Below are 20291 nucleotides of genomic sequence, written 5' to 3' on the forward strand. Positions count from 1 at the left end.
AGGAGGAGGTCCGCGTGGGTGTCGGCACGGGCCAGATCACAGGACAAAGCTGTCGCGTGGGCGAAGGGGTCGCAGGTACGCCGCCAATTGCCGTATTCGGCTCGGCGACACCCACAACAGCCTCCGCCATGCGTCCAGCTTGTTGTCCAGTGTCTAAGGGTTCAGGTCGTTACGTGTTCAGGCTGTCCGTTCCTCGATGCGCATCAGGAACGGCAGACCGTGCTTGATCTCGAGCAGGCAGACTTTTCCGCTGCCCATCTGCGCGAGGTGCTCCAGCAGCGCCACGACCTCTTGCTTGAGAATGAAGTCATCCTGGTCGCGCTCGGGCCGGGGACCGCTCTGTCCGCCCAGCTTGATCTCGCGCTCGATGACCGTGTCAGGGGTGAGTTCCGGCTCGCCGTCGCGGACCGGAATGTTGGTGATGCGGCCGAAGTTGATGTCCTGCATCAACTCGATGAGTCGCCGCTTCGGTGGGGTGAGGTGTGCTTTGTTGACTTGTGCCACTGCCAGTCTCCTTGTTCGGAAGTTCTGGCACGCCCGGTGGCCAACCCTGTGCTGACCAATAAAAAACGCCGGATCGCGCCTTCATTGGGGAAGGCGCTACATCCGGCGTCGCAATGGCTACATTTGGCGTAGCGGAAATTTTTTTTAGTTTTTTCTTCCTGGGTGGTCCCGGGTCATTCGTTGACTATGGGGCGGACCTCCCAAACGATCTCCTCCTCGGTCCGGTAGACCGGCTCGTTGCCGCACTTGATGGACTCCTTCAGGTGGGCGGCCAGCGGCTTGTCGTACTTTTCCAGGTATTCAATGGCCCGATTCACAGCGATCCGGAAAGCGTCACGGATATTTTTGCGCTTGTCTTTAGACGTCCGAAGCTTGCCGCCCAGGCCGACGGCTTCGTTGATCGCGGCGATGACCTTCGTCATTTCATCTTCAAGCCGCTTAATTTCGGCCGTATTGTTGGTAGCCCGAGCTTCCTCGATCTCTTGAAAAAGTTCATGAGCAGCCTCCCGGTACTCCTCGACAGCTCTTCGGTCGGCAACGAAACCCGCATTACCCAGCGGTAACCCCTGGGTGACCTGAAAGCCTTCGTCGGTTTCATTGGAGTTAAGGACTGCGTTGCAGCTATCGATAGCGAAGCCGCAGACGATCTCGTAGACTGAGGTTTCCTTGTTCGGCCTTGCCAGGAGGAAATTGATGTACTCAGCGCCTTTATCGACACCCGTTACGAGCACTTCGGCGTTGCCATTAAAGCGTGCAGCCCAGACGCCGCCGCGCTCCCTGAAGTAGTTGTCCGGCTGCTTGATCTCAACCGGGATAGCAGGGACCGAGATCACCGAACCGGATTCGTACACCGTTCTCAACAGACAGTCTCCGGGCAATGTCCGTTGGCGAATGGCCGTGATGTTTCGGGCGACCATGGTGTCCATCGCGTCGCAAACCTCCTTGGCGTGACGCTTGTAAAGGTCATACACCTTTTGGGCCACGCTTCCGGGGTTCCCATTCAGGTAGCGGAAGACCCGGCTTACCTCGCTGAACCGGGCGATAAACTGGGTGATGTTATCCTGATCACGGACCTGGTTGGCACGCTCCAGGTAGGCGGCCGTCATGATCTTGTCTTCATCCTTGCTTCTGCTTTGGGTGAAGATATCGGCTTTATAGGCTTCCACCGGGTCGTACTGATCGGCCTTTGCCGCAAGCATGGCAAAACGCCTGTCGATACACTGCGAACACGTTCCACAGTGGGTATGGTGATTGGTCATCTCCCAGGTGTGTGTGCAGGTGGTCGACACCGCGATCATGTCCTGACATTCGGCCTTGGTGATCACCTCGATGACATCTGCCTTAGTTTTCCAGATGTAGGGATTCTCAATCGTGAACGGCTCGCCAGCCACCAGGCTGATGATTTCCTGAAAACCTCGAATCACCCTGGGATGGGTGGTTCGAGTTGCCCGCCCGCCGACTACCTGGGCGCAGACCGGCAGATTCAGACTGATGACGCCGTTTTCGTAGAATCGGACGCTCTTCAGGTTCAGCATCCGCGCAATGGTCGCCCCGATGGATACATAGAGAAAGGAGCGGCTCCGTTGGGTGTACTCTTTGTTGAGCTTCTTGTTCTTGTTGACGCGAACGCCGATGTGGAGGGGATCGTTTTCGCCAGCCTTGTCGGCAATCATCTTTTCCAGCCGACGGTGGCGCTTGTTGAGCTTCGGGGTCGGCTTGTGGGTTACCAGAACGACCCGTCGTTTTTCATTCAGTACCTCGTCAATGGCTCCCGCCAGTGAGTCCAGGCCGCCCGAAAACATCACCACCTGTTCCGGAAAACCGTGAAGACGTCCGTCATCGTTGAAGTCCAGGTAGCCTTGGAACGCCTGTGCCTCTGTCAGTTTGGTGAACTCGAAGTGGTAGTTGTCGTCGGACAGGAAACCAAGCGTTGAGCACAGCGCCTGCCGAATCTCTTTCCCGTTCCAGAAATCCGGGGTCCGTACCGGGATGATGAAGTGCAGATCTCTACGCCAGCCGTGCCCGAAGGAATCGACGTCATCGGCTCCCCGTGGAATGGCCTGGTCGGCACAGTACACATAGGTGGCGATCTCAAGCAGATCCTGGAAAACATCCGGCACATTTCTGACAATTTTTGTATGAATGTCTTCGATGCGCAGGGTGATCTTGTCCGGCCCGTCGTTGCCCCAAAGGCGCAGACGCAGATCCCGGTCAGGGTTTTCCTTAATCCCATCGGTCGGTGCGTTTCCGCAGATGATGTAACGCTTATCTTGCATCGGCTCGCGCTCCTTCTTTTAGCTCGTCCTTCATCTTTTTCAGCGCATAGGAGGCGAAGCCATTGGAAGACTCCCTGGAGATGTCACCACCTTCTTCGTATCTGTGCTTTGAAAACCAGTCTGCTGAAAACTGCTCGACGATCAGGGACGCCTCTTTGCAGTGTGTGTTCAGGGCGTTCTCGAATTGTCCCATTTCATTCATGGTGGCAAAGCGCTGGCCCTCGCCAAGATGGGTCGCCAGCGTTTTTGACAGGAAGTAGTTCATGCTCTCGTTGGTCAGCTTGGAGAAGAAAGTCCGCGACAGCTCTCCGAACTCCCGCTTTTTTCCGAGCGCTGCCAGTGCGGCCCGAACATCATCTGGCCCGGGGGCGAATAGAGACGGCAGCTTTGGCGAGATGTGCTCTACCAAGGCTCCAACCAATGCCCGCTGAGACATTTCACCGAGGTCGGATCGGCCACCGTTGGACTCCAATTTATTATCCAAGGCCTCGGAGACAGCGGCGGCAAGATCGGGAAGGGATGTATCCTGCGGCAGGTTGACGCCAAGGGATTGGAGATGCTCGCCGAAGTTCTCTTTTTTCGCGGCAATGGCGAGCTGGGTCATCAACCAGACCGCCTCGGTGAACCCTTCATCGTTGAGCACGAAGGTGAAGGCCTTGTCGGCCGCTCGTATTGTGGCGTTTGCGATTTGGGACACGTCGGCACCGGCCGTGATCAAGCCGACCACCTCTTTCCATGCCCTCGACCTTGGAAGGCTTCCAAGTCTGACGTGCCCCATGTCGATCTCCTTATTGTTCGCGACCCAGCATCGTTATTCGGGCCTCCTGATGACGACGATGCTTCGGGCCTTACGAGCCTCTTTCTTCAGATAGCCTTTCCGTACCAGTTGAGCGATCTGCTCGTGGGCGCTCGCGTGGCTGATACCAAGGACTTCCGACAATTCTTTCACCGTTGGCGGCAACCCCTTTTCATCGATGATTTGGCAAATGACCCTCAGCGTGTTGGCTTGTGGGTCGGTTATTTCCGAGACCTTTTTCTTTCCCATGGCGATTGCTCCGTGTCGTAGCCACTGAGCGGATTAAGCCCAATTTATGACCACAAAATATACGACCTGATGAACATCAGGTCAATCAAAAAAAACAGGACTTCTCGTCTGATTCCGTCATCTTGCACGTCCCTCCGGTAGGTAACGAACGCAAGTCCGGTTCAAGCCGGGCACAACCAGATAACCGACCAGAGGCGGAGCTGAGGCGGTTGTGGGTGCCATCGAACGCGCATCCCGACCGCCACCGTTTTCTGGCATCCACACCATCCAGCCCCCCGGTCCCACCGGAGGTGTTCGATGTTGGATGTACAAGAAATGAATGATTGGCCGGGGACGGATGACCTTGGCGAAAACGGCAAGCCCGGCCGCCTGTCGGGTGAGGCGAGGCTCCAGTCAGCCGCCTCCATTCTGGCCACGGCGATCCTGCGCCGAAAGGAAAAAAACGCATGTGTGGGCAATGAGTTAGATGTTTTCGAAGATTCTTCCCCTGTGCTCGGAGAAGGACTTGATTCATTGCCGGAACAGAGCATTCATTCATGACAACTCGTCCGGAAACCAAAATAAGGAGTTGAAAATGAATGAGTTACAGAACGCCGCCACCGGCGGCAAGAACCAGGACCGAACCCGAAACTCGGTCCTTCGGCAGATGGCTCTGCTGCAATCTATGTCCCTGGAGCAACTCCGGGGAAAATGGCTCGACCTCTACGGTGAAGAGCCGCCCCAGTACAAGAAGCAATTCCTCATCAAGAGGCTGGCCTATCGCATCCAGGAGCTTTTCTACGGCGGGCTGTCCGAGCAGGCCAAGGTCCATCTCCAGCAGGCAGCCAAGGAGGACCCGGTCGCCACTGTCAATCGACGCATCCCAGAGGAACGGAAATCGAACGAGGCGATCCTGCCTGGAACCAGACTGGTGCGGGTCTGGAACGACCGGCGCTATGAAGTGACTGTCCTTGCCGATGGCTATGAGTTCGAAGGTCGCACCTTCCGGTCGCTCAGCGCGGTGGCCAGGGAGATCACCGGGACGCGCTGGAACGGCAAGGTCTTTTTCGGACTGAAGAAGGTTTACGGCAGAAAAGCCGAGGGAGGGTCGGATGCTTGATAACAGCAATGTCGCGCCGGGAAAGAACAAGACCCTGCGCTGTGCCATCTACACCCGCAAGAGTCATGAGGAAGGGCTCGAACAGGAGTTCAACTCGTTGGATGCCCAACGGGAGTCGGCGGAACACTATATCGAGAGTCAGCGGATGCGGGGCTGGACGGCCCTGCCGGATCGCTACGACGATGGTGGTTTCTCGGGTGGGAACATGGAGCGCCCGGGGCTGCGCCGCCTGCTGGCGGACATCGACGCCGGGAAGATTGATGTGATCGTGGTCTACAAGGTCGACCGGCTGTCCCGCTCGCTGCTGGACTTCATGAAGATGATCGACCTCTTCAACGAAAAGGGCGTCAGCTTCGTTTCGGTCACCCAGCACTTCAGCACCACCGACCCCACCGGCCGAATGTTTCTCGGCATCCTGATCACCTTCGCCCAGTACGAGCGGGAGGTCATTGCCGAGCGTATCCGGGACAAGGTGGCGGCTGCCAAGCGCCGGGGGAAATACTGCGGCGGCGTGCCCATCCTCGGATACGACGTTGACCGGGATAATAAGAAGCTGCTGGTCAACCCCGATGAGGCCAAGACGGTGCAGTACATCTTCCGCCGCTTTATCCAGATCGGCTCGGCCAAGAAGCTGGGCCAGGAGCTGAACGAACAGGGTTACCGCACCAAGGCCTGGACCACCAAAAAAGGCAAAGTCCGTGAGGGCTCCGAATGGAACACCGCCCATATCTACCGGCTGCTCAACAACCGGATCTATATCGGCGAGATCGCCCACAAGGACCGCAGTTACCCCGGCGAGCACGAAGGGATCATCGACCGGGCGACCTGGGACAAGGTGCAGGCCATCCTGGAGGACAACAAACCGGTCAAGGTATCCATGGCCAGAACCAAAATGGTCGCCCCGCTGAAAGGCGTCATCCGCTGCGGCCACTGCGGATGCTCGATGGGACCGACCTACGCCCGCAAGAACGGCCGCCACTACACCTATTACATCTGCCAGAAGGACAGCAAGCGGACCGTGAGCCGGTGCCCGCTCAAACGTATTCCCGCCGGGGACATCGAGCAGGCCGTAGTCGAGCAGTTAAGCGCGGTGTTCCGCACACCGACGCTGGTGGCCAAGACCTACTTCGCTGCCCGGGACATCGAGCAGGCGGAGCGAGAGCGGCTGTTCAAACAGAAAGCCCAACTCGAGATGGAGCTGTCGCAGGCGCGGGAGCAGGCACTTGAACTGATGAAGCCCGGCAACGATCAGCCGGGCAAAGCCGAGATGCTGACGACCGTCAACCGTCAGGCGGTCGAGCTCTCGAAACAACTGACCCATGTGAGCGAGCGATGCAGAGCCTACCAGGGGAACAGCATCACGGAACAGGATGTGTCGGAGGCCTTCCAGAATGTGGAGGGCTTCTGGGAAGACCTTTTCCCGGTGGAGCGGAATCGCCTTATCCGCCTCCTGGTGGACAAGGTGGAGATCCGCGAGACCGGAATCGACATGGAGCTGCGCACCAACGGACTGACAACGCTCATCGCAGAGCTGGCCGGTCTGGCATGCGAAGTCACGGAACGGAGGACAAACCGATGAAAATGAAGCCGACCATTACCGTTGCCGACAACGGCAACCTGCAGATCCATATCCCGATGCTGATCCGGCGCATGCGCGGCCGCAAGACGGTCATCGCTCCCCAGGCCCTGGATGGAGAAATCACAGGAGCGCAGGAACCGGTGCAGTCCGCCGTCCTCCAGGCGCTGGGAAGGGCCTTTTGCTGGGCCGACATCCTCGAATCCGGCCAGATCAAGTCCATCAGCGAGCTTGCCCGTACCCTCGACGTCGATGGCTCGTATGTGGCCCGCATCCTCAAGCTGACGACCCTGGCCCCCGACATCGTCGAGGCCCTGATCAACGGCGAGGAACCCAACGGGCTCTCGCTGGCCAAGCTGACCCAGACCTTTCCCGAGGACTGGGCCGAGCAGCGCCGCCAGTTCGGCTTCGCCACCGACTGACGACCGGACCGAAGACCACCCCAGAGAGCCGACTATCAGCGTCGGCTTTTCTTCTTTAGGGGGCAGGAAGCCGGAGTTGACCGCGCTTCTTTTCATGGCCGAGGCGGGCGATTTCGAAAAAAACGTCCGGTTGCGGCATCGAACGATGACCTAAGACAACCGCCAAAAACGGCAACCAGCCGCAAACCCATATCAATCAAGGATGTAGCTTTCCGGACGAGCTTCGGACTCCGTCCGGAGAAAACAGAGAATCAGGGGCCAAACAGAGAAAGAAAGGCTGGAAGATGGGGAGAATCGATGGTGCGGAGAGGTGCTTTGGAAAGATGTGAAACGGACGCAAACCCTTTAGAAACAAGGGGAAAAAGAAAACCCGTCACCCCGGAGAATGACCCCAGAGAGACGGGTTTGTCTTTTCTAAATGGTGGAGCTGGAGGGAATTGAACCCACGACCTCTTGAATGCCATGCAAGAATGTGGGCACTTAACACTTGAAATACTTTGACTTTTTATCCTGAAGCCAACACAAAATCAGTGATGTTGGAGGTGTGTTGAAGGCGTTTGGTTGACCGGATGGTTGACCATTTCTTCTGCCATCCTCCCCAAGCACCAACCATAATAAGCACTGCTGGCTCACTCATATTTTTGCAAAAGGCGAGCTACCGTCTCATCATACTCCTCCTTTCCAACCTTCTCTTCAAGGTACCCTTGGTTCAGTTCCGCCATCTCTTTGCGAAAATCAGAAGACTTTAAATTTCTAACCCGCGAATGATACTTGTAGTCGCCATAAAAATCTGGAGCACCTCCGGTCGCAACGGTTTTCACCAATCGACCAGTACCAGAAAGCACAAATTTGATTGCGAGAAAGATCATGGCAATCACTACTGCTGCCGTCGCAGCAACTAGTGCGTTGTATAATGCACCATCCATTTTGAGCCCCCTAAATCGATTTTTACCTCATACTCAAAAAAATCAACCGGTTACTTGCGTTCTAACAGCCTAACTTTGTCTTTATATACGCTTGAAACCAATTCAAAGCATTCATCAAATTTTTTCTTATCTAGAAAACTGTACTCCACCTTTTGCCCATCGACAACCAAACGAACCCAGCGGTACACCATTGCTCTGCTAGTTATGAAATTTCCTTTCTTAAAGACAAATTGAATTTCATCCACATTTTCAAACTCAAAGAAACACGCTGTCTTGTCCTTTTTTAAAACTTCCTCTTTGGTCCAGTGCAATTTTTGTTTGTCTTTCTTATCTCGCGACAACTGAGATGCTACGACACCAACTGAACCCAAGAGCACAGAAAAGCTAAAGAACATTCTTCGATGAACATCAACGATTCTGTCAGGGAAAAAAGCCAGCAACCGATCCTTGGAATTTTTCATAACAGCACACTCAATGATCATTCCATCTCCATCGGGAATATAAAGTTTCTAAAATCACCAAGACACGAATGAACATAAGACTACACGTAGGACCAAAACTCATCAAAATATCGAGCAAATTTTAGCTGAAACCTGAAAAAGAATAGCTTTACTGCTTTCAGCATGGTAATTAGCTGCAAATATAAAATACCGTGTAAAGGACTAACTATACCGCACTACAAACGCTTCCATTTTCTTGACACAACATATCAGTGTAAAGATGTTTCATACGAATATGACACAATCTCCGGCATTGATTACCGAGAAAGCAACGCTACGATAAACCTTGTGAACACAAGAGGAGTTTATTTGTGGATATTTTCAACAAATGGGAAACACAAATTGTCAGCTTCATCCATGTATCGGGACAGCAAAAAGATGAAGGCTCTCCGTCAAATACATACATTTATAAGCAAGAAAACATTCAACAACCGACTTCAATTGTATTTGAAGCAGATCGAATCTGATGGTTTTTTTGTTTATGATAATGCTAAAATCTACCTGAATGGAACAGTCGAAAAGAAAAATAAAATATTTAATCTCGTTGAGATATACCAACAAAATGGTCTCACTCTTGGCGAAAGCGGCGAGTGGGGATTTAACTCGTATAACAACCCGTATAAATTACACTTAGAGAATCGCGATAAATTTTTCTCCTTTAACCACCTCTGGATAAAATGCTCATATAATAGAGATGTGTTCTTTCAGTTGGTAAATCACATCATTTCAAAGGGAATGAACTAATCGTCTGAGCAAATGAACCGTAAGAGGTTTATGACCGCTTGACTAGAATCCAAGAGTTCTTCCACCACCCGACGGAACCCCAGAGCATCCAAAGTCTCTCCTCATAATTCGCGCAAAAACACCCCAATCCTGCGCGGTTACCAAATTCCTAACCACTCCTCCCCCAACCCCCAAAACGGGCAGGAGGCGCGAAAATATCACATCCCGAAAAATCGCCCCAAAGCACTGGCTAAAACCAATCTTACCTCATACATCCTCAAACACAGTTCATACACATCATTAATCATTTATCTCAAATAGTTATTCAACAAAATGGTTGACCAGCTGGTTGACCAACCATAGAAAAAGGACCATCCAGCCTATCAAGCTAAACGGTCCTTTTACTTAAGAAAATATGGTGGTGGAGCTGGAGGGAATTGAACCCACGACCTCTTGAATGCCATTCAAGCGCTCTCCCAACTGAGCTACAGCCCCACGTCGTTGGGAAGGACAACTTGGCTCAAGGGGACGATGTTGTCAACAGAAAATACGCACAAATTTCGACAGGTCGGAATATATTTGCGATCTCGGCGCGGAAGGGCTGCCGCCCGGATCGAAAATGCTCGCCAGCCGACGTCCGGACCGGCGCGCGCGAAGAGACCGACGACAGCATCGCGCGAATTGCGACGCCGCACGGCTCCAACCTTTCCACTGGGTACTACGCAGGCCGCCCGGCCCTCTCCCCCGCCGACAATCAGGACTGTCTTCCCCCTGAAATAATGGAACCGCCAATGGACAGTTCCCAGGCAAAAGCTATCTTGCTTCTAAAAACCGCAGAGACGCGGCCCCCCCAAAAAAAACGCATTTTTCCCTGTTTTCTTTTTTTCTCCTAATTGCAGAGAGTTATTCAACACATTACCTCCCATCCCCGTGGGGAAAACTAAAGCGTAAGCAATTTTTTTTAAACATGAACCTGTTTAAAACTTTTCTATTCACAAATAATCACCAATAAACGCACTCGTCATTAGCCCCCGAAAGTCCGGCAACTACGACCGTCAAAGATATCTTTTACACATCGCAACTGCCTGACTTAATGAAATTAGTCGTGTTTGACTAAAAAATGCCGAATGGATATATATTATACAGACTGCTCCCTAGTTGACTTCCACAACCGGACAAAAGAGGTTGCCATGACCATTACTACGTCGCAACAAATTCAAGTTTCTCTCCCCGGCGCAGGGAAAACCCAAACTTACCGCATTGAAGCCGACACCCCGGTCAAGTTCGACTTCGACTTGGCCGACGCGGTTTTCTCAGGCATCGACGGCAACCTCGGCATAACCGTCGAAGGCGGCGGCACCGTCGTTCTGGAGAATTACCAGGCCCTCGCCGACGCCGGCAGCCTTCCTTTATTTGAAATGGCCAGCGGCGAGCAGGTGGCGGGCGACGTCTACATCTACGCCTTTGACGGAGTGGATCGAAACGCGGACATGGAAACCGCTGCGGGCAACGCCAACACCGGCTCCGGCGCAGGCCAGTACAGCGACGACCCCGGCACGCTCGTGGCAGGCATTGAAGCTTTGGACGGCCAGGGCGACGCCTTTGACGGATCGGCTCTCTCCTCCGAAGAAGACGTCCTCGGCGACACCGACGACGCTCTCGCCGGTGCAGCGGTGGCCCCGGTCATCCTGATTTCCGGCGATGACGAGGGTTCCGTGACCGAAGACCTCAATGTCGGTAAAACCGGCCTGCTGACAGACTCCGGCCAACTCTTGGCCTCGGACGTGAACGAAACCTTCATCGCCCAGGACATCATTGACCCCCAAGGCGGCACCTTCTCCATCCTGGCCGACGGGTCCTGGACATACCGAATCGACAACGACAGCGTTCAGAAGCTGGGCGAGGTGGAGGGCGTCAACAACGAATTTTCCAACGACTTCACCATTTCTTCCGCAAGCGGCGTCGAACACACCGTGACCGTGACCGTGAACGGCGAGAACGACGCGCCCGAGGGCTCGGACTTCACCGTCACCGGCGACTTCGGCGCACCCGTGGACATCGACTTCGATGTCGCCCCCATTACCGATGTCGAAGACGACGCCGGGACGGGAGATGGTCTGGACACCGGCGTGGTTATCACCAGCCTGCCCGAACACGGCACGCTTTATTATAATGAAACGGAAGTCACCCAGGAAGACATCGACAGCGGCACCCGCTTCGACGATCTCGACAACTTTCATTACGTGAGCGGCGACGCTCCCGCCACCAATGGCGTGCTCCTCGGCTCCCGACTGGCCGAGGATGCGGGCCTGAACACCTGGGGCGAGCGCGTCGACGGCGCCACCCGCCAGCTTTCGGTGGACACCGACGGCGAAGGCGGCGCGGACGTAACCATCACCACGCACATCAGCTCCGGAAACCTCAAGGTATACAACGGCCAGCAAGCCCACATCGACCACGGTCTGGCCAATGCCAGCCATAATGGCATCGACCGCGGCGAAATCCTGACCATCACCTTCGAAGGCAAGGACGTCGCCCACGCCGAGATAGGCTTCGGCGGCCTCGGCGGTTATTTTCACGCCAACGCCCGGCAGGGCGCCCAGGCCACCTGGACCGCATACGACGACGGCGAAGTGGTGGCCTCCGGCACGGTAAACACCACGGTCATGACCTGGCACAACCACGTCACCGGAGAGTCCGGAACCATTACCGGCGGCGACGGCGACATTTTCCAGTCCCTGACCCTCGACCAGAGCATCCTGGACGGCCAGTCCTTCGACAAGATCGAGTTCGGCACCTCCGAAGCAACCGCCCGCAACTGGTTCTCAAACTGGGAATTGCAGTACATGGATGTTGAATTCGCCGGGGACGACAGCTTCACTTACCGCCCCGTCGACAGCGAGGGACTGGTCAACGACGGCGATCCCTACACGGTCACCGTGACCATGCTCCCTGGCCCGGGCAACGAGGACCCGGCCGCCGTGAACGACGCGGCCTCGATCCACGAGCCCAACACCGACGGACTCGACTACACGGTCTCGGCCAACGTCCTGACCAACGACGTGGACGCGGACAACACCCCGGGCGAGATGTCCCTGACCCAAATCACCTTCGGCGACACCACCGTGAACTTCGTCGATCACACCATCAGCGGTGACGCCGCCGCCTTCAACGGCGACGGCACGGTGACCTTCCAGGGAGCGCACGGCACCCTGACCATCGGCGCGAACGGCGCTTATACCTACACCGCCACCGACAACACCCTGGTGCCCGGCGATGCGCCCACCGAAACCTTCACCTACACCATGACCGACGGCGACACCGTGGACAACGATCCCGCCGCTCAGACCGCCGACCTGGTCATCACCGTTCACGGCCTCAATGACGCGCCCGTTGCGGCAGACGACGCGGCCACCGTGCTCGAAGACGGATTGGTCAGCGGCAACGTCATCAACGGCGCGGGGACCGACCATGCCGGGCAGGACACCGACATCGACGGCGATTCCCTGACCGTGACCCAGTTCGTGATCGACGGCTCCACCTATGAGGCGGGCCAAACCGCCGACATGGACGGCGTGGGCAAACTGACCATCGACGCCGACGGCGACTACTCCTTCATCCCGGCCGCCGACTACGACGGCGACGTGCCCACGGCCACCTACACCGTGACCGACGGCAACGGCGGATTCGACACCGCAGACCTGGCCATCGACATCACCCCGGTCAACGACGCGCCCGTTGCGGCAGACGACGCGGCCACCGTGCTCGAAGACAGCTCGGTCAGCGGCAACGTCATCAACGGCGCAGGGACCGACCATGCCGGGCAGGACACCGACATCGACGGCGATTCCCTGACCGTGACCCAGTTCGTGATCGACGGCTCCACCTATGAGGCGGGCCAAACCGCCGACATGGACGGAGTGGGCAAACTGACCATCGACGCCGACGGCACCTATTCCTTTATCCCGGCCGCCGACTACGACGGCGACGTGCCCACGGCCACCTACACCGTGACCGACGGCAACGGCGGCTTCGACACCGCAGACCTGGCCATCGACATCACCCCGGTCAACGACGCGCCCGTTGCGGCAGACGACGCGGCCACCGTGCTCGAAGACAGCTCGGTCAGCGGCAACGTCATCAACGGCGCAGGGACCGAGTTCGCCGGGCAGGACACCGACATCGACGGCGGCGCCTTGACCGTAACCCAGTTCGTGATCGACGGCTCCACCTATGCGGCGGGCCAAACCGCCGACATGGACGGCGTGGGCAAACTGACCATCGACGCCAACGGCGACTACTCCTTTATCCCGGCCGCCGACTACGACGGCGACGTGCCCACGGCCACCTACACCGTGACCGACGGCAACGGCGGATTCGACACCGCAGACCTGGCCATCGACATCACCCCGGTCAACGACGCGCCGACCATCGACCTGTCCATGGGCACAGTCAATTTCGTCAGTGAAAACGCCGGATACAACAACATGGTCGGCGTTTACCAGCTCGATGAAAACGGTGACCCAATCAATCCGGAAATCATCCTCCAGAACTCAAACCTCGCTTCTCAGGGAGACCTCCTTACCACCTTCGAAGATGGCGAAGCCCCGCACTACTTCCTGGTGGACGTGAGAAACGGTTCAACCCCGCAGGGCACGCCGGTCTTCTCACAGAACGCCTCCGGCCAATGGGAAGTCTCCTTCGACGGCGGAGCAACCACCTATGCGGTCCGCTTCGACGATGCGAGCCTGAATAATGACCCCGAGGACACCTTCCGAATCGAAAACTTGACCGACGGCCGCCTGATCAGCTTGGACGACCAGTTGGTGGAAGGCTACAAGACGGCCGGCGACGATGACGACTACAACGATACCGTCCTACAGGAGCACGCCAGCCCTGACACCTCGTTCGAAAACACTTTTGTTGAAGACGGCGGCCCGGTACGTATCTCCGGCGAAGTGAATATCTCTGACGTGGACTCCACGCACATGGCCCAGGCGGTCATCTCCTTGACCTCCGACTATGACGGCGACTCCCTGAACATCGACACGAACGCCCTGCCCGACGGCATCACCGCCACGATCTCCGGCAACAAGATCGTGCTCTCCGGAGATGCGCCGGTGGCAAGCTACGAGTCCGCCATCGAAATGATTACCTTCAACAACGACTCGGACGATCCGAACACGAGCGACAGGCTTATCGAAGTCCAGGTCTGGGACGATGCCGCCACCCCCGTGGGCGACCCGAGCAACATTGCCGTGGCGACCATCCATGTGATCGCGGTGGACGACAACACCCCGCCGACCGCCGTGGACGACACCGGTTCCGGCTCCGGCTGGATCACCGGCGACGGCGGCGAGGCGGGCGTTATCTCCGGCTCCACGAACTATAGCTTGGCGGCCGAACAGTACGACGCCGACAGCGGCGAATGGGTTTCGGCCATCCTGACCCACAAGGGAAGCGGAAACGGCGCTCAATACGGCGTGCAGTCCCCCGGCGATACCACCGGCCACGACATCAACAGCATTGAGAACGACGGACACCTGGAGCGTCTGCTCATCGAATTCGACGACCCGCAGCAGTCCGTCAGCTTCAAGCTCACAGGAGACGGCCGCTCGCAGGAATCCATCAAGGCGTGGGATGCCGACGGCAACGAAATCACCGACCTGAGAATCGACATGCCCACCGACGACATCACGATCTCCAGCCCCACGGCGACCATCAGCACCGTCGTCATCATGGCCGACACGGACCTCGCGAACTCTTCGGTCGTCCTCAAGGGCACCGTCTCCTCCGTCCCGGCAGAACACTCTTCCGGCGACTTCGAAGCGGCGGTCATCACGGGCAACGTCCTGGCCAACGACCACGACGCCCAGGACACCGACTACACTGACGGCCCGGGCTTCCCGGGCGGTTCCACCGCACTGACCGTCACCGGGGCCGCCACGGGCGACCTCGACAATCTGACCCAGAGTGAATACGACCAGCACCTTGCCAACGGCGACTTCGACCCGGATTCGGGAACCTTCGATCTCGACGACGGCGTGGGCGCGACCATCCACGGCCAGTTCGGCGATTTGGTCATCGCCGAGGACGGTTCCTATACCTACACCACCCACGACGGCCTGGCAGCAGGTGACTACACCGAGTCCTTCACTTACCAGGTGAGCGACACGGAAGGAGCCGTAGACTACGGCGTGATCGACGTAAGCGCGACCATTGCCGAGCCGACCTTGACCGCCAACATGGACCTGGGGCCAGCAGCCGTCGTCGATCCCGCCGCCACCGAGATTGCGGCGGGCGAAACCCATCACCTCGACTTCACCTTCTCCTTCCACTCCGACAGATGGCAGACTATGGACGATGTGGTTGGCCTCAAGGTTTCCGGCGAGAACTCTGTCGGCGGCAGCGCGGAACTGATAAACTCCGGCGACGGACTGGGCCTCTCCTCCTCTGCCCCCGACGGATACACGGACACCAATTCCAGCGAGATCAGCCACGGCGTTTTCCAGGACGGCGACGCCACCGAGTCCCTGATCCTCGATTTCGGCCACTACGGCGTCAAGGAACCGCTGAACGTCGCGATCGCCCTGAACGGCGTATCCGACGGCGAGTCCGTCATATTCACCGTCACGGATACTCTCGGCAACACCTACACCTTCGACACCTCCACGGCCGCGGACGGCTCGCTCATCACCGATGCCAACGGCAGCGGCGTCACCCTGTTCAAGGCCAACGCCCTGGAGTACGAAATCCGAGGCTCCATGGCCGGATACGACGAGAGCAACGTCAAGCTCATCGACACCATCACCATCACTCCCGGCGCAAACTCCGCCTTCAGGCTCTACAGTATGGACGTGACCGGCGAAGGGACCTGGGAACCGGCCCTGCAACCCGCGTCCGGCTTCCTGCTCGCCAACGACTACAGTTCTGACAACGCGGCCATGGAAGCCGCCATCGTCGGTTCGGGAGTGGGCCAATGGGGCACCCTCGAAATCACCGACGCCTCCACGGGTGCGTGGGTCTATACCCCTAACGAAGATGCCGTACTTGATCCGGATACCGGGTTGCACGCCCCGACCGTTGAGCAGTTCACCTACCAGGTGACCGACGCGCACGGCCTGATCGACACCGCCACCCTGTATGTGCCGGTGCAATACGGCAGCGTCCAATCCGACCACGGCACCACGGCCAACGATCTGATCCACGGCACTTCCGGCGACGATACCATCACCGGCCTGGACGGCAGCGACATGCTGTTCGGCGAAGCCGGCAACGATCACCTCGACGGCGGGTCCGGCAACGACTACATTGACGCCGGCAGCGGCAATGACCACCTGTACGGAGGTTCCGGAAACGACCACCTGTTCGGCGGCGCGGGCGACGACACCATCGACGCGGGAACAGGCGACGACACCGTCTACTTCGGCGGGGGCCACGACTCCGTGACCCTGGGAGCCGGGGCGGACACGATCACCATCGACCCGAACTACCTGGCCGACGGCAACAGCGACTCCTTGGACGTTTTGGACTTCAATATCGGCGAAGGCGACCGGATCGACTTGAGCACCCTGCACGGCGGGACCGTGGAGATCACATCCGACGGCACCAGCGACGATCTGATCCTGTCCATCGACGGCGCGGACATCGGCGGAGACGACATCACCATCACGCTCCACGGCGTACTGCCCCCGAGTCACGATGCGTTCGACCACCAGGTGGACCTCGACGCGGGTGACGACCTGAACGCCGTGATCCAGCACATCATCAGCTCCGGGGGCCACGATTCCTAGGCAACCGACACCCCGGCCCGGCCATGCCGCCGGGCCGGGAGATTAACCCGGCTAAGGCTTTTCCCGCGAACAAGGAAAGCGATATGAACGAAACAACAATGCTCGGCACCTATACACTGGACGGAAATGTTCCGGTTTCGCCGGAGATTGTCCTGGCCAACTGCCACGACACCGCCATGCTCGGCCGGTTGGTGGCCATGTTCGAAGGCGACCCGGACATCAAATTCTTCATCGTGCATGAAGTGGACCGGGCCTCCGTCGATCTGGGCGCGGCCTTCCACTTCGTCAGGGACGCCGGGAGCTGGGTGCTGGCCAACAATGACACCCTCCACCCCGTCTTATTCGACGACGCAAGCTTCAACCCCGGCGGGCACGAGGGGACCTTTTCCCTCACTCCCCTGGCCGACGGCTCCTATTTCCTGGACACCGGCGGCAGCGCGACGCACGGCGCACTGCTTGTGGACACGCCCGGCGACGACATCTTCGCGAACGGGACCGAAGCCGCCCCGGCCGAGCATGATCCCCACGCCGACGCGAATTCAAACAGCCTGTTCATCGATCCTTCGGTGCTGGGCGACGGCCAAAGCGAGATCGTGGTCTCCAACTTCACCTTCGGCAGCGACCACCTGGAACTTGCGGACCACCTCTCCGTCAAGGACGTGGTGGTGGACAACGAAAACGACCAGACCTCGATAATCCTCAGCCAAAACGACCATGCAGGCGACGACATCGTGGTCAAGCTCCTGGGAGTCGCCCATCCGGACATCCCGGCACATGACTTCCCCACCGAAACGGATCACTCCACCGATGACCTCATCAACCACCTGATCCATTCCGGACGCAATGTGGATTAACCGCTCCCGGCACCTGAAACCGGATGAACAGAATCATCCACATCGGCTACGAAAACGGCATGTACGGGATCAAGTCCGGCAAGGGAACGCCCCCATCGCCCCGCGAAACGAGGATCGCGGGACAGCGCCCTGAAGACCCACGACGTCACCAGGCGCGGCGACCGAATTTGCATGAACGAAAGCGTGACTGGCGGCAAAATGGAGACAATCCGAACGCAAACAGCATAGCGATGACGTTTTCCGTCCCTCGACAGCAACCAGGAACGCAACGACCGGCGAGACTCCTTACGGCGCTCTGTATGCCGACCGCCCGACAGACACGGACTTCGCCGCCGTTATTGGAATTATTTCCATTAGGCAACTCAATAATCCGATACAACAGATCGCGGACTCGCAGGACAACAACGGACCCGACAAAACACAATCCCGGCTCCGACCCAAACGGTCGATCTGTGCCTCCTCAAACGAAATGGACGTAAACAGGGACCTGCAACGGCATTATAGAATACGTATTATCCATTTCAATTCACAGGATGAATTATTTATAATCAACCTTGATCCCGCTTGACCGCATTTATTCGTCAGGCTATAAGAAAAAAAGTAAGCAATTTACGCAACCATGAGGCTCTATATGAAAAAACAACTTCTCACGATTCTTATACTAACGCTAGCGATGTCCGTTCCGGCCTTCGCCGACAACGGCACCGTGACGCTCAAGGACAGCGTCGTTTCCGCGGTCAAACAGCATCCGCAGATCAAAGCTCTCCTGAACAACAAGGACGCCGTGGCCAAGGCGAAGCTGTCCGCTCTGGGCCGCTTCTTTCCTTCCCTCGATCTGACGGGCGAGTACGGAACGCAGCAGTACAGCAGCGCCGCCACCCGTAGCGTGGACACCGACGAGCACTGGCGTAACCCGACAGAATTCCAGGCAACTCTGACCCAACCGATTTTCGACGGCTTCGACCGCTGGCACGACTACAAGCGTGAAGGCGCTCGCCTGACCTCGGCCGAAGGCCGCCTCGTGGACAACGTTGAAACCGTTGGCCTGGACGCTGTCCGCGCCCATGTGGACGTGGTCCGCCTGCGCAAGCTGATAACCCTGGCCGAAGACAACATCGCCGCTCACCAGCACCTGCTCGACTCCATTTCCGAGCGTGTTCAGGGCGGTGCAGGCAACCGCGCCGACGAGATGCAGGCCAAGGGCCGCGTCGCACGCGCCGAGACCACCCTGGTCACCTACACCGGCGAACTGCGTTCCGCCGAAGCCGAGTACATTCGCACCGTGGGCACGGCCCCGACCGCTCTGGCCAAGCCCGCCTACCTGCCAAACTATCTCCCCGCCAAGGCCGACCAGATTCTGGAGATCGCCCTGGACAACAACCCCAAGATCGCCGTGTACAAGGCTGAGATAGAAGTGGCCGAACAGACCAAGGGCCAGCTCGAATCGACCATGTACCCGACCGTCGACGCCTACCTGTCCTCCCGCCACACCGACAACCTTGAGGGCGTGGATTCCTGGGTCCAAGACAACAAGGCCATGCTGCGCGCCCGCTGGAACATCTTCAACGGCACCAGCGACTACAACGACGTCCGCACCGCCACGGCCCGCGTCCGAGAGGCGCAGAACAACCTGCAGGACACCACCGACGACATCATCCGTCAGGTGGCTTCCACCTGGGCCGACTACCAGTCCAGCCTGAACCAGATTGAGAAGTACCAGGAAGCCCTCCAGTACAGCATCGAATCCCTGGACATGTATCTGATGCAGTTCAACGTGGGACAGCGTTCCCTGCTCGACCTGCTCGACGCCACCAACGAGGTGTTCACCAACCGTGTGCAGCTCGAAACCGCGACCATGAATCGCGACTTCACGGTCTACAAGTTCCTGGCCCTCGAAGGTCAGCTCATGAAGACCCTGGAAATCGCCTCCAACACCTACGAAGAGATGCCCATGGAGGCTTCCAACTAGCCCGCGACAAACAGCAAGAACAGCTCACAAGGGGCGCAGCCGTGACGGCTGCGCCCCTTTTTTGTCGAGCTGATTCGAGTGTGCCGTTCCCATGTCGGAGCCGCGCCGTTTCTCACCCATGACGCCAAAGGCGCACTTTTCCCCGGCACCAAAACGGGCGAACCTACGAAACCGTCCCGGCTTGGTCTTCCCTCGACTTCACGCGGCCGGCCGTGCGGACTGCCAGAATGCCCCGACAAGTCCCGACACGCGCGCTCAGAAATTCGATCCCGCCACAAGCAGTGCCCCGCACCAGTTCCGTGCAACCGGAGGCTGGCGGCTCGAATGTCTCCTACCGATAATTTAACAGTATAGCCCAAACCCAAAAGGGCTTTCCCGGGCGCAGGGCAATACCTCCAGACTCGCGGCCACTCCAAACAACCGAATCCCCCGCCTCCTCCCCTGTCTGCCATGACGGGACAAGGGCTGCCCGGACGGGCAACCCCGAATCGGATTTCCCGCACCCGGCCGAGCATCGGCTATAGCCATGCCGTCCCCGCGCATGAGGCCACGCATTTGTCCGCAAGCCTCTCTCGCTTGATGACGCGCGACTTCAAATGAAAAG

Annotated in this window: 14 protein-coding genes and 1 tRNA gene; 8 read left to right on the forward strand and 7 right to left on the reverse strand. The window is 57.8% G+C overall.

Features of this window, described 5'->3' with window-relative positions:
* Positions 1-177: 177 nt before the first annotated feature.
* The 4 genes from LF599_RS13685 to LF599_RS13700 all read right to left on the reverse strand — a co-directional run bounded on the left by LF599_RS13685 (position 178) and on the right by LF599_RS13700 (position 3825).
* A complete protein-coding gene (locus LF599_RS13685; RefSeq protein ID WP_279521156.1) occupies positions 178-447 on the reverse strand; it encodes a hypothetical protein in 270 nt (89 codons plus the stop codon).
* A 230-nt stretch (positions 448-677) separates the two neighbouring features.
* A complete protein-coding gene (locus LF599_RS13690; RefSeq protein WP_279521157.1) occupies positions 678-2780 on the reverse strand; it encodes a 7-cyano-7-deazaguanine synthase in 2103 nt (700 codons plus the stop codon).
* The gene (locus LF599_RS13695) at positions 2770-3558 is read right to left on the reverse strand and encodes a hypothetical protein (protein WP_279521158.1); all 789 of its coding nucleotides are present in this window, start codon (positions 3556-3558) and stop codon (positions 2770-2772) included. The genes LF599_RS13690 and LF599_RS13695 overlap by 11 nt, the downstream gene beginning before the upstream one ends.
* A gap of 33 nt (positions 3559-3591) precedes the next feature.
* Entirely contained in the window at positions 3592-3825 is a 234-nt protein-coding gene (locus LF599_RS13700) for a LexA family protein (RefSeq protein WP_009379056.1), read from the reverse strand.
* A 297-nt stretch (positions 3826-4122) separates the two neighbouring features.
* Between LF599_RS13700 and LF599_RS13705 the strand changes: the two genes are divergently transcribed.
* Genes LF599_RS13705 through LF599_RS13720 form a run of 4 tightly spaced genes read left to right on the forward strand, consistent with a single transcriptional unit; the run spans position 4123 to position 6922 of the window.
* On the forward strand, positions 4123-4365 hold the full coding sequence (locus LF599_RS13705; protein ID WP_279521159.1) for a hypothetical protein: 243 nt from the start codon (positions 4123-4125) through the stop codon (positions 4363-4365).
* Positions 4366-4399: 34 nt separating this feature from the next.
* Entirely contained in the window at positions 4400-4924 is a 525-nt protein-coding gene (locus tag LF599_RS13710) for a DUF2924 domain-containing protein (RefSeq protein WP_279521160.1), read from the forward strand.
* Positions 4917-6503 carry a recombinase family protein gene (locus LF599_RS13715; RefSeq protein ID WP_279521161.1) on the forward strand — a complete coding sequence of 529 codons (1587 nt, stop codon included), beginning with the start codon at positions 4917-4919 and terminating at the stop codon, positions 6501-6503. The genes LF599_RS13710 and LF599_RS13715 overlap by 8 nt, the downstream gene beginning before the upstream one ends.
* Positions 6500-6922 carry a hypothetical protein gene (locus LF599_RS13720; protein WP_279521162.1) on the forward strand — a complete coding sequence of 141 codons (423 nt, stop codon included), beginning with the start codon at positions 6500-6502 and terminating at the stop codon, positions 6920-6922. Before LF599_RS13715 ends, LF599_RS13720 begins: the two co-directional genes overlap by 4 nt.
* Before the next feature lie 629 nt (positions 6923-7551).
* On the opposite strand, the gene LF599_RS13725 is transcribed toward LF599_RS13720, so the two are convergent.
* Both LF599_RS13725 and LF599_RS13730 read right to left on the reverse strand, forming a co-directional pair.
* The gene (locus tag LF599_RS13725) at positions 7552-7848 is read right to left on the reverse strand and encodes a hypothetical protein (protein ID WP_269941895.1); all 297 of its coding nucleotides are present in this window, start codon (positions 7846-7848) and stop codon (positions 7552-7554) included.
* A gap of 50 nt (positions 7849-7898) precedes the next feature.
* Positions 7899-8330: a hypothetical protein gene (locus tag LF599_RS13730; protein ID WP_279521163.1), complete on the reverse strand. Its 432-nt coding sequence runs from the start codon at positions 8328-8330 to the stop codon at positions 7899-7901.
* A gap of 329 nt (positions 8331-8659) precedes the next feature.
* Here LF599_RS13730 and LF599_RS13735 point away from each other — a divergent pair, with 329 nt between their 5' ends.
* Positions 8660-8815 (forward strand): hypothetical protein, encoded by a 156-nt coding sequence (locus LF599_RS13735; protein WP_269941894.1) that lies wholly within the window; start codon positions 8660-8662, stop codon positions 8813-8815.
* 675 nt (positions 8816-9490) lie between these two features.
* On the opposite strand, the gene LF599_RS13740 is transcribed toward LF599_RS13735, so the two are convergent.
* Positions 9491-9566: transfer RNA gene (locus LF599_RS13740), tRNA-Ala, on the reverse strand.
* Between the two features lie 695 nt (positions 9567-10261).
* Here LF599_RS13740 and LF599_RS13745 point away from each other — a divergent pair.
* From LF599_RS13745 to LF599_RS13755, 3 genes are all read left to right on the forward strand, one after another.
* On the forward strand, positions 10262-16864 hold the full coding sequence (locus LF599_RS13745) for an Ig-like domain-containing protein (RefSeq protein ID WP_279521164.1): 6603 nt from the start codon (positions 10262-10264) through the stop codon (positions 16862-16864).
* An 83-nt stretch (positions 16865-16947) separates the two neighbouring features.
* On the forward strand, positions 16948-17718 hold the full coding sequence (locus tag LF599_RS13750; RefSeq protein WP_279521165.1) for a hypothetical protein: 771 nt from the start codon (positions 16948-16950) through the stop codon (positions 17716-17718).
* Between the two features lie 631 nt (positions 17719-18349).
* Complete coding sequence (locus LF599_RS13755; RefSeq protein WP_279521166.1) at positions 18350-19687, forward strand: TolC family outer membrane protein; 1338 nt, start codon at positions 18350-18352, stop codon at positions 19685-19687.
* Positions 19688-20291: the final 604 nt, after the last annotated feature.

The organism is Pseudodesulfovibrio thermohalotolerans, assembly GCF_021353295.2.
Lineage (GTDB): Bacteria > Desulfobacterota > Desulfovibrionia > Desulfovibrionales > Desulfovibrionaceae > Pseudodesulfovibrio > Pseudodesulfovibrio thermohalotolerans.

Excerpts from the sequence above, each read along its gene's own strand:
- LF599_RS13685 (WP_279521156.1), bottom strand. The coding sequence starts at position 447 with ATGCAGGACATCAACTTCGGCCGCATCACCAACATTCCGGTCCGCGAC.
- LF599_RS13690 (WP_279521157.1), bottom strand. The coding sequence starts at position 2,780 with ATGCAAGATAAGCGTTACATCATCTGCGGAAACGCACCGACCGATGGG.
- LF599_RS13695 (WP_279521158.1), bottom strand. The coding sequence starts at position 3,558 with ATGGGGCACGTCAGACTTGGAAGCCTTCCAAGGTCGAGGGCATGGAAA.
- LF599_RS13700 (WP_009379056.1), bottom strand. The coding sequence starts at position 3,825 with ATGGGAAAGAAAAAGGTCTCGGAAATAACCGACCCACAAGCCAACACG.
- LF599_RS13705 (WP_279521159.1), top strand. The coding sequence starts at position 4,123 with ATGTTGGATGTACAAGAAATGAATGATTGGCCGGGGACGGATGACCTT.
- LF599_RS13710 (WP_279521160.1), top strand. The coding sequence starts at position 4,400 with ATGAATGAGTTACAGAACGCCGCCACCGGCGGCAAGAACCAGGACCGA.
- LF599_RS13715 (WP_279521161.1), top strand. The coding sequence starts at position 4,917 with ATGCTTGATAACAGCAATGTCGCGCCGGGAAAGAACAAGACCCTGCGC.
- LF599_RS13720 (WP_279521162.1), top strand. The coding sequence starts at position 6,500 with ATGAAAATGAAGCCGACCATTACCGTTGCCGACAACGGCAACCTGCAG.
- LF599_RS13725 (WP_269941895.1), bottom strand. The coding sequence starts at position 7,848 with ATGGATGGTGCATTATACAACGCACTAGTTGCTGCGACGGCAGCAGTA.
- LF599_RS13730 (WP_279521163.1), bottom strand. The coding sequence starts at position 8,330 with ATGATCATTGAGTGTGCTGTTATGAAAAATTCCAAGGATCGGTTGCTG.
- LF599_RS13745 (WP_279521164.1), top strand. The coding sequence starts at position 10,262 with ATGACCATTACTACGTCGCAACAAATTCAAGTTTCTCTCCCCGGCGCA.
- LF599_RS13750 (WP_279521165.1), top strand. The coding sequence starts at position 16,948 with ATGAACGAAACAACAATGCTCGGCACCTATACACTGGACGGAAATGTT.
- LF599_RS13755 (WP_279521166.1), top strand. The coding sequence starts at position 18,350 with ATGAAAAAACAACTTCTCACGATTCTTATACTAACGCTAGCGATGTCC.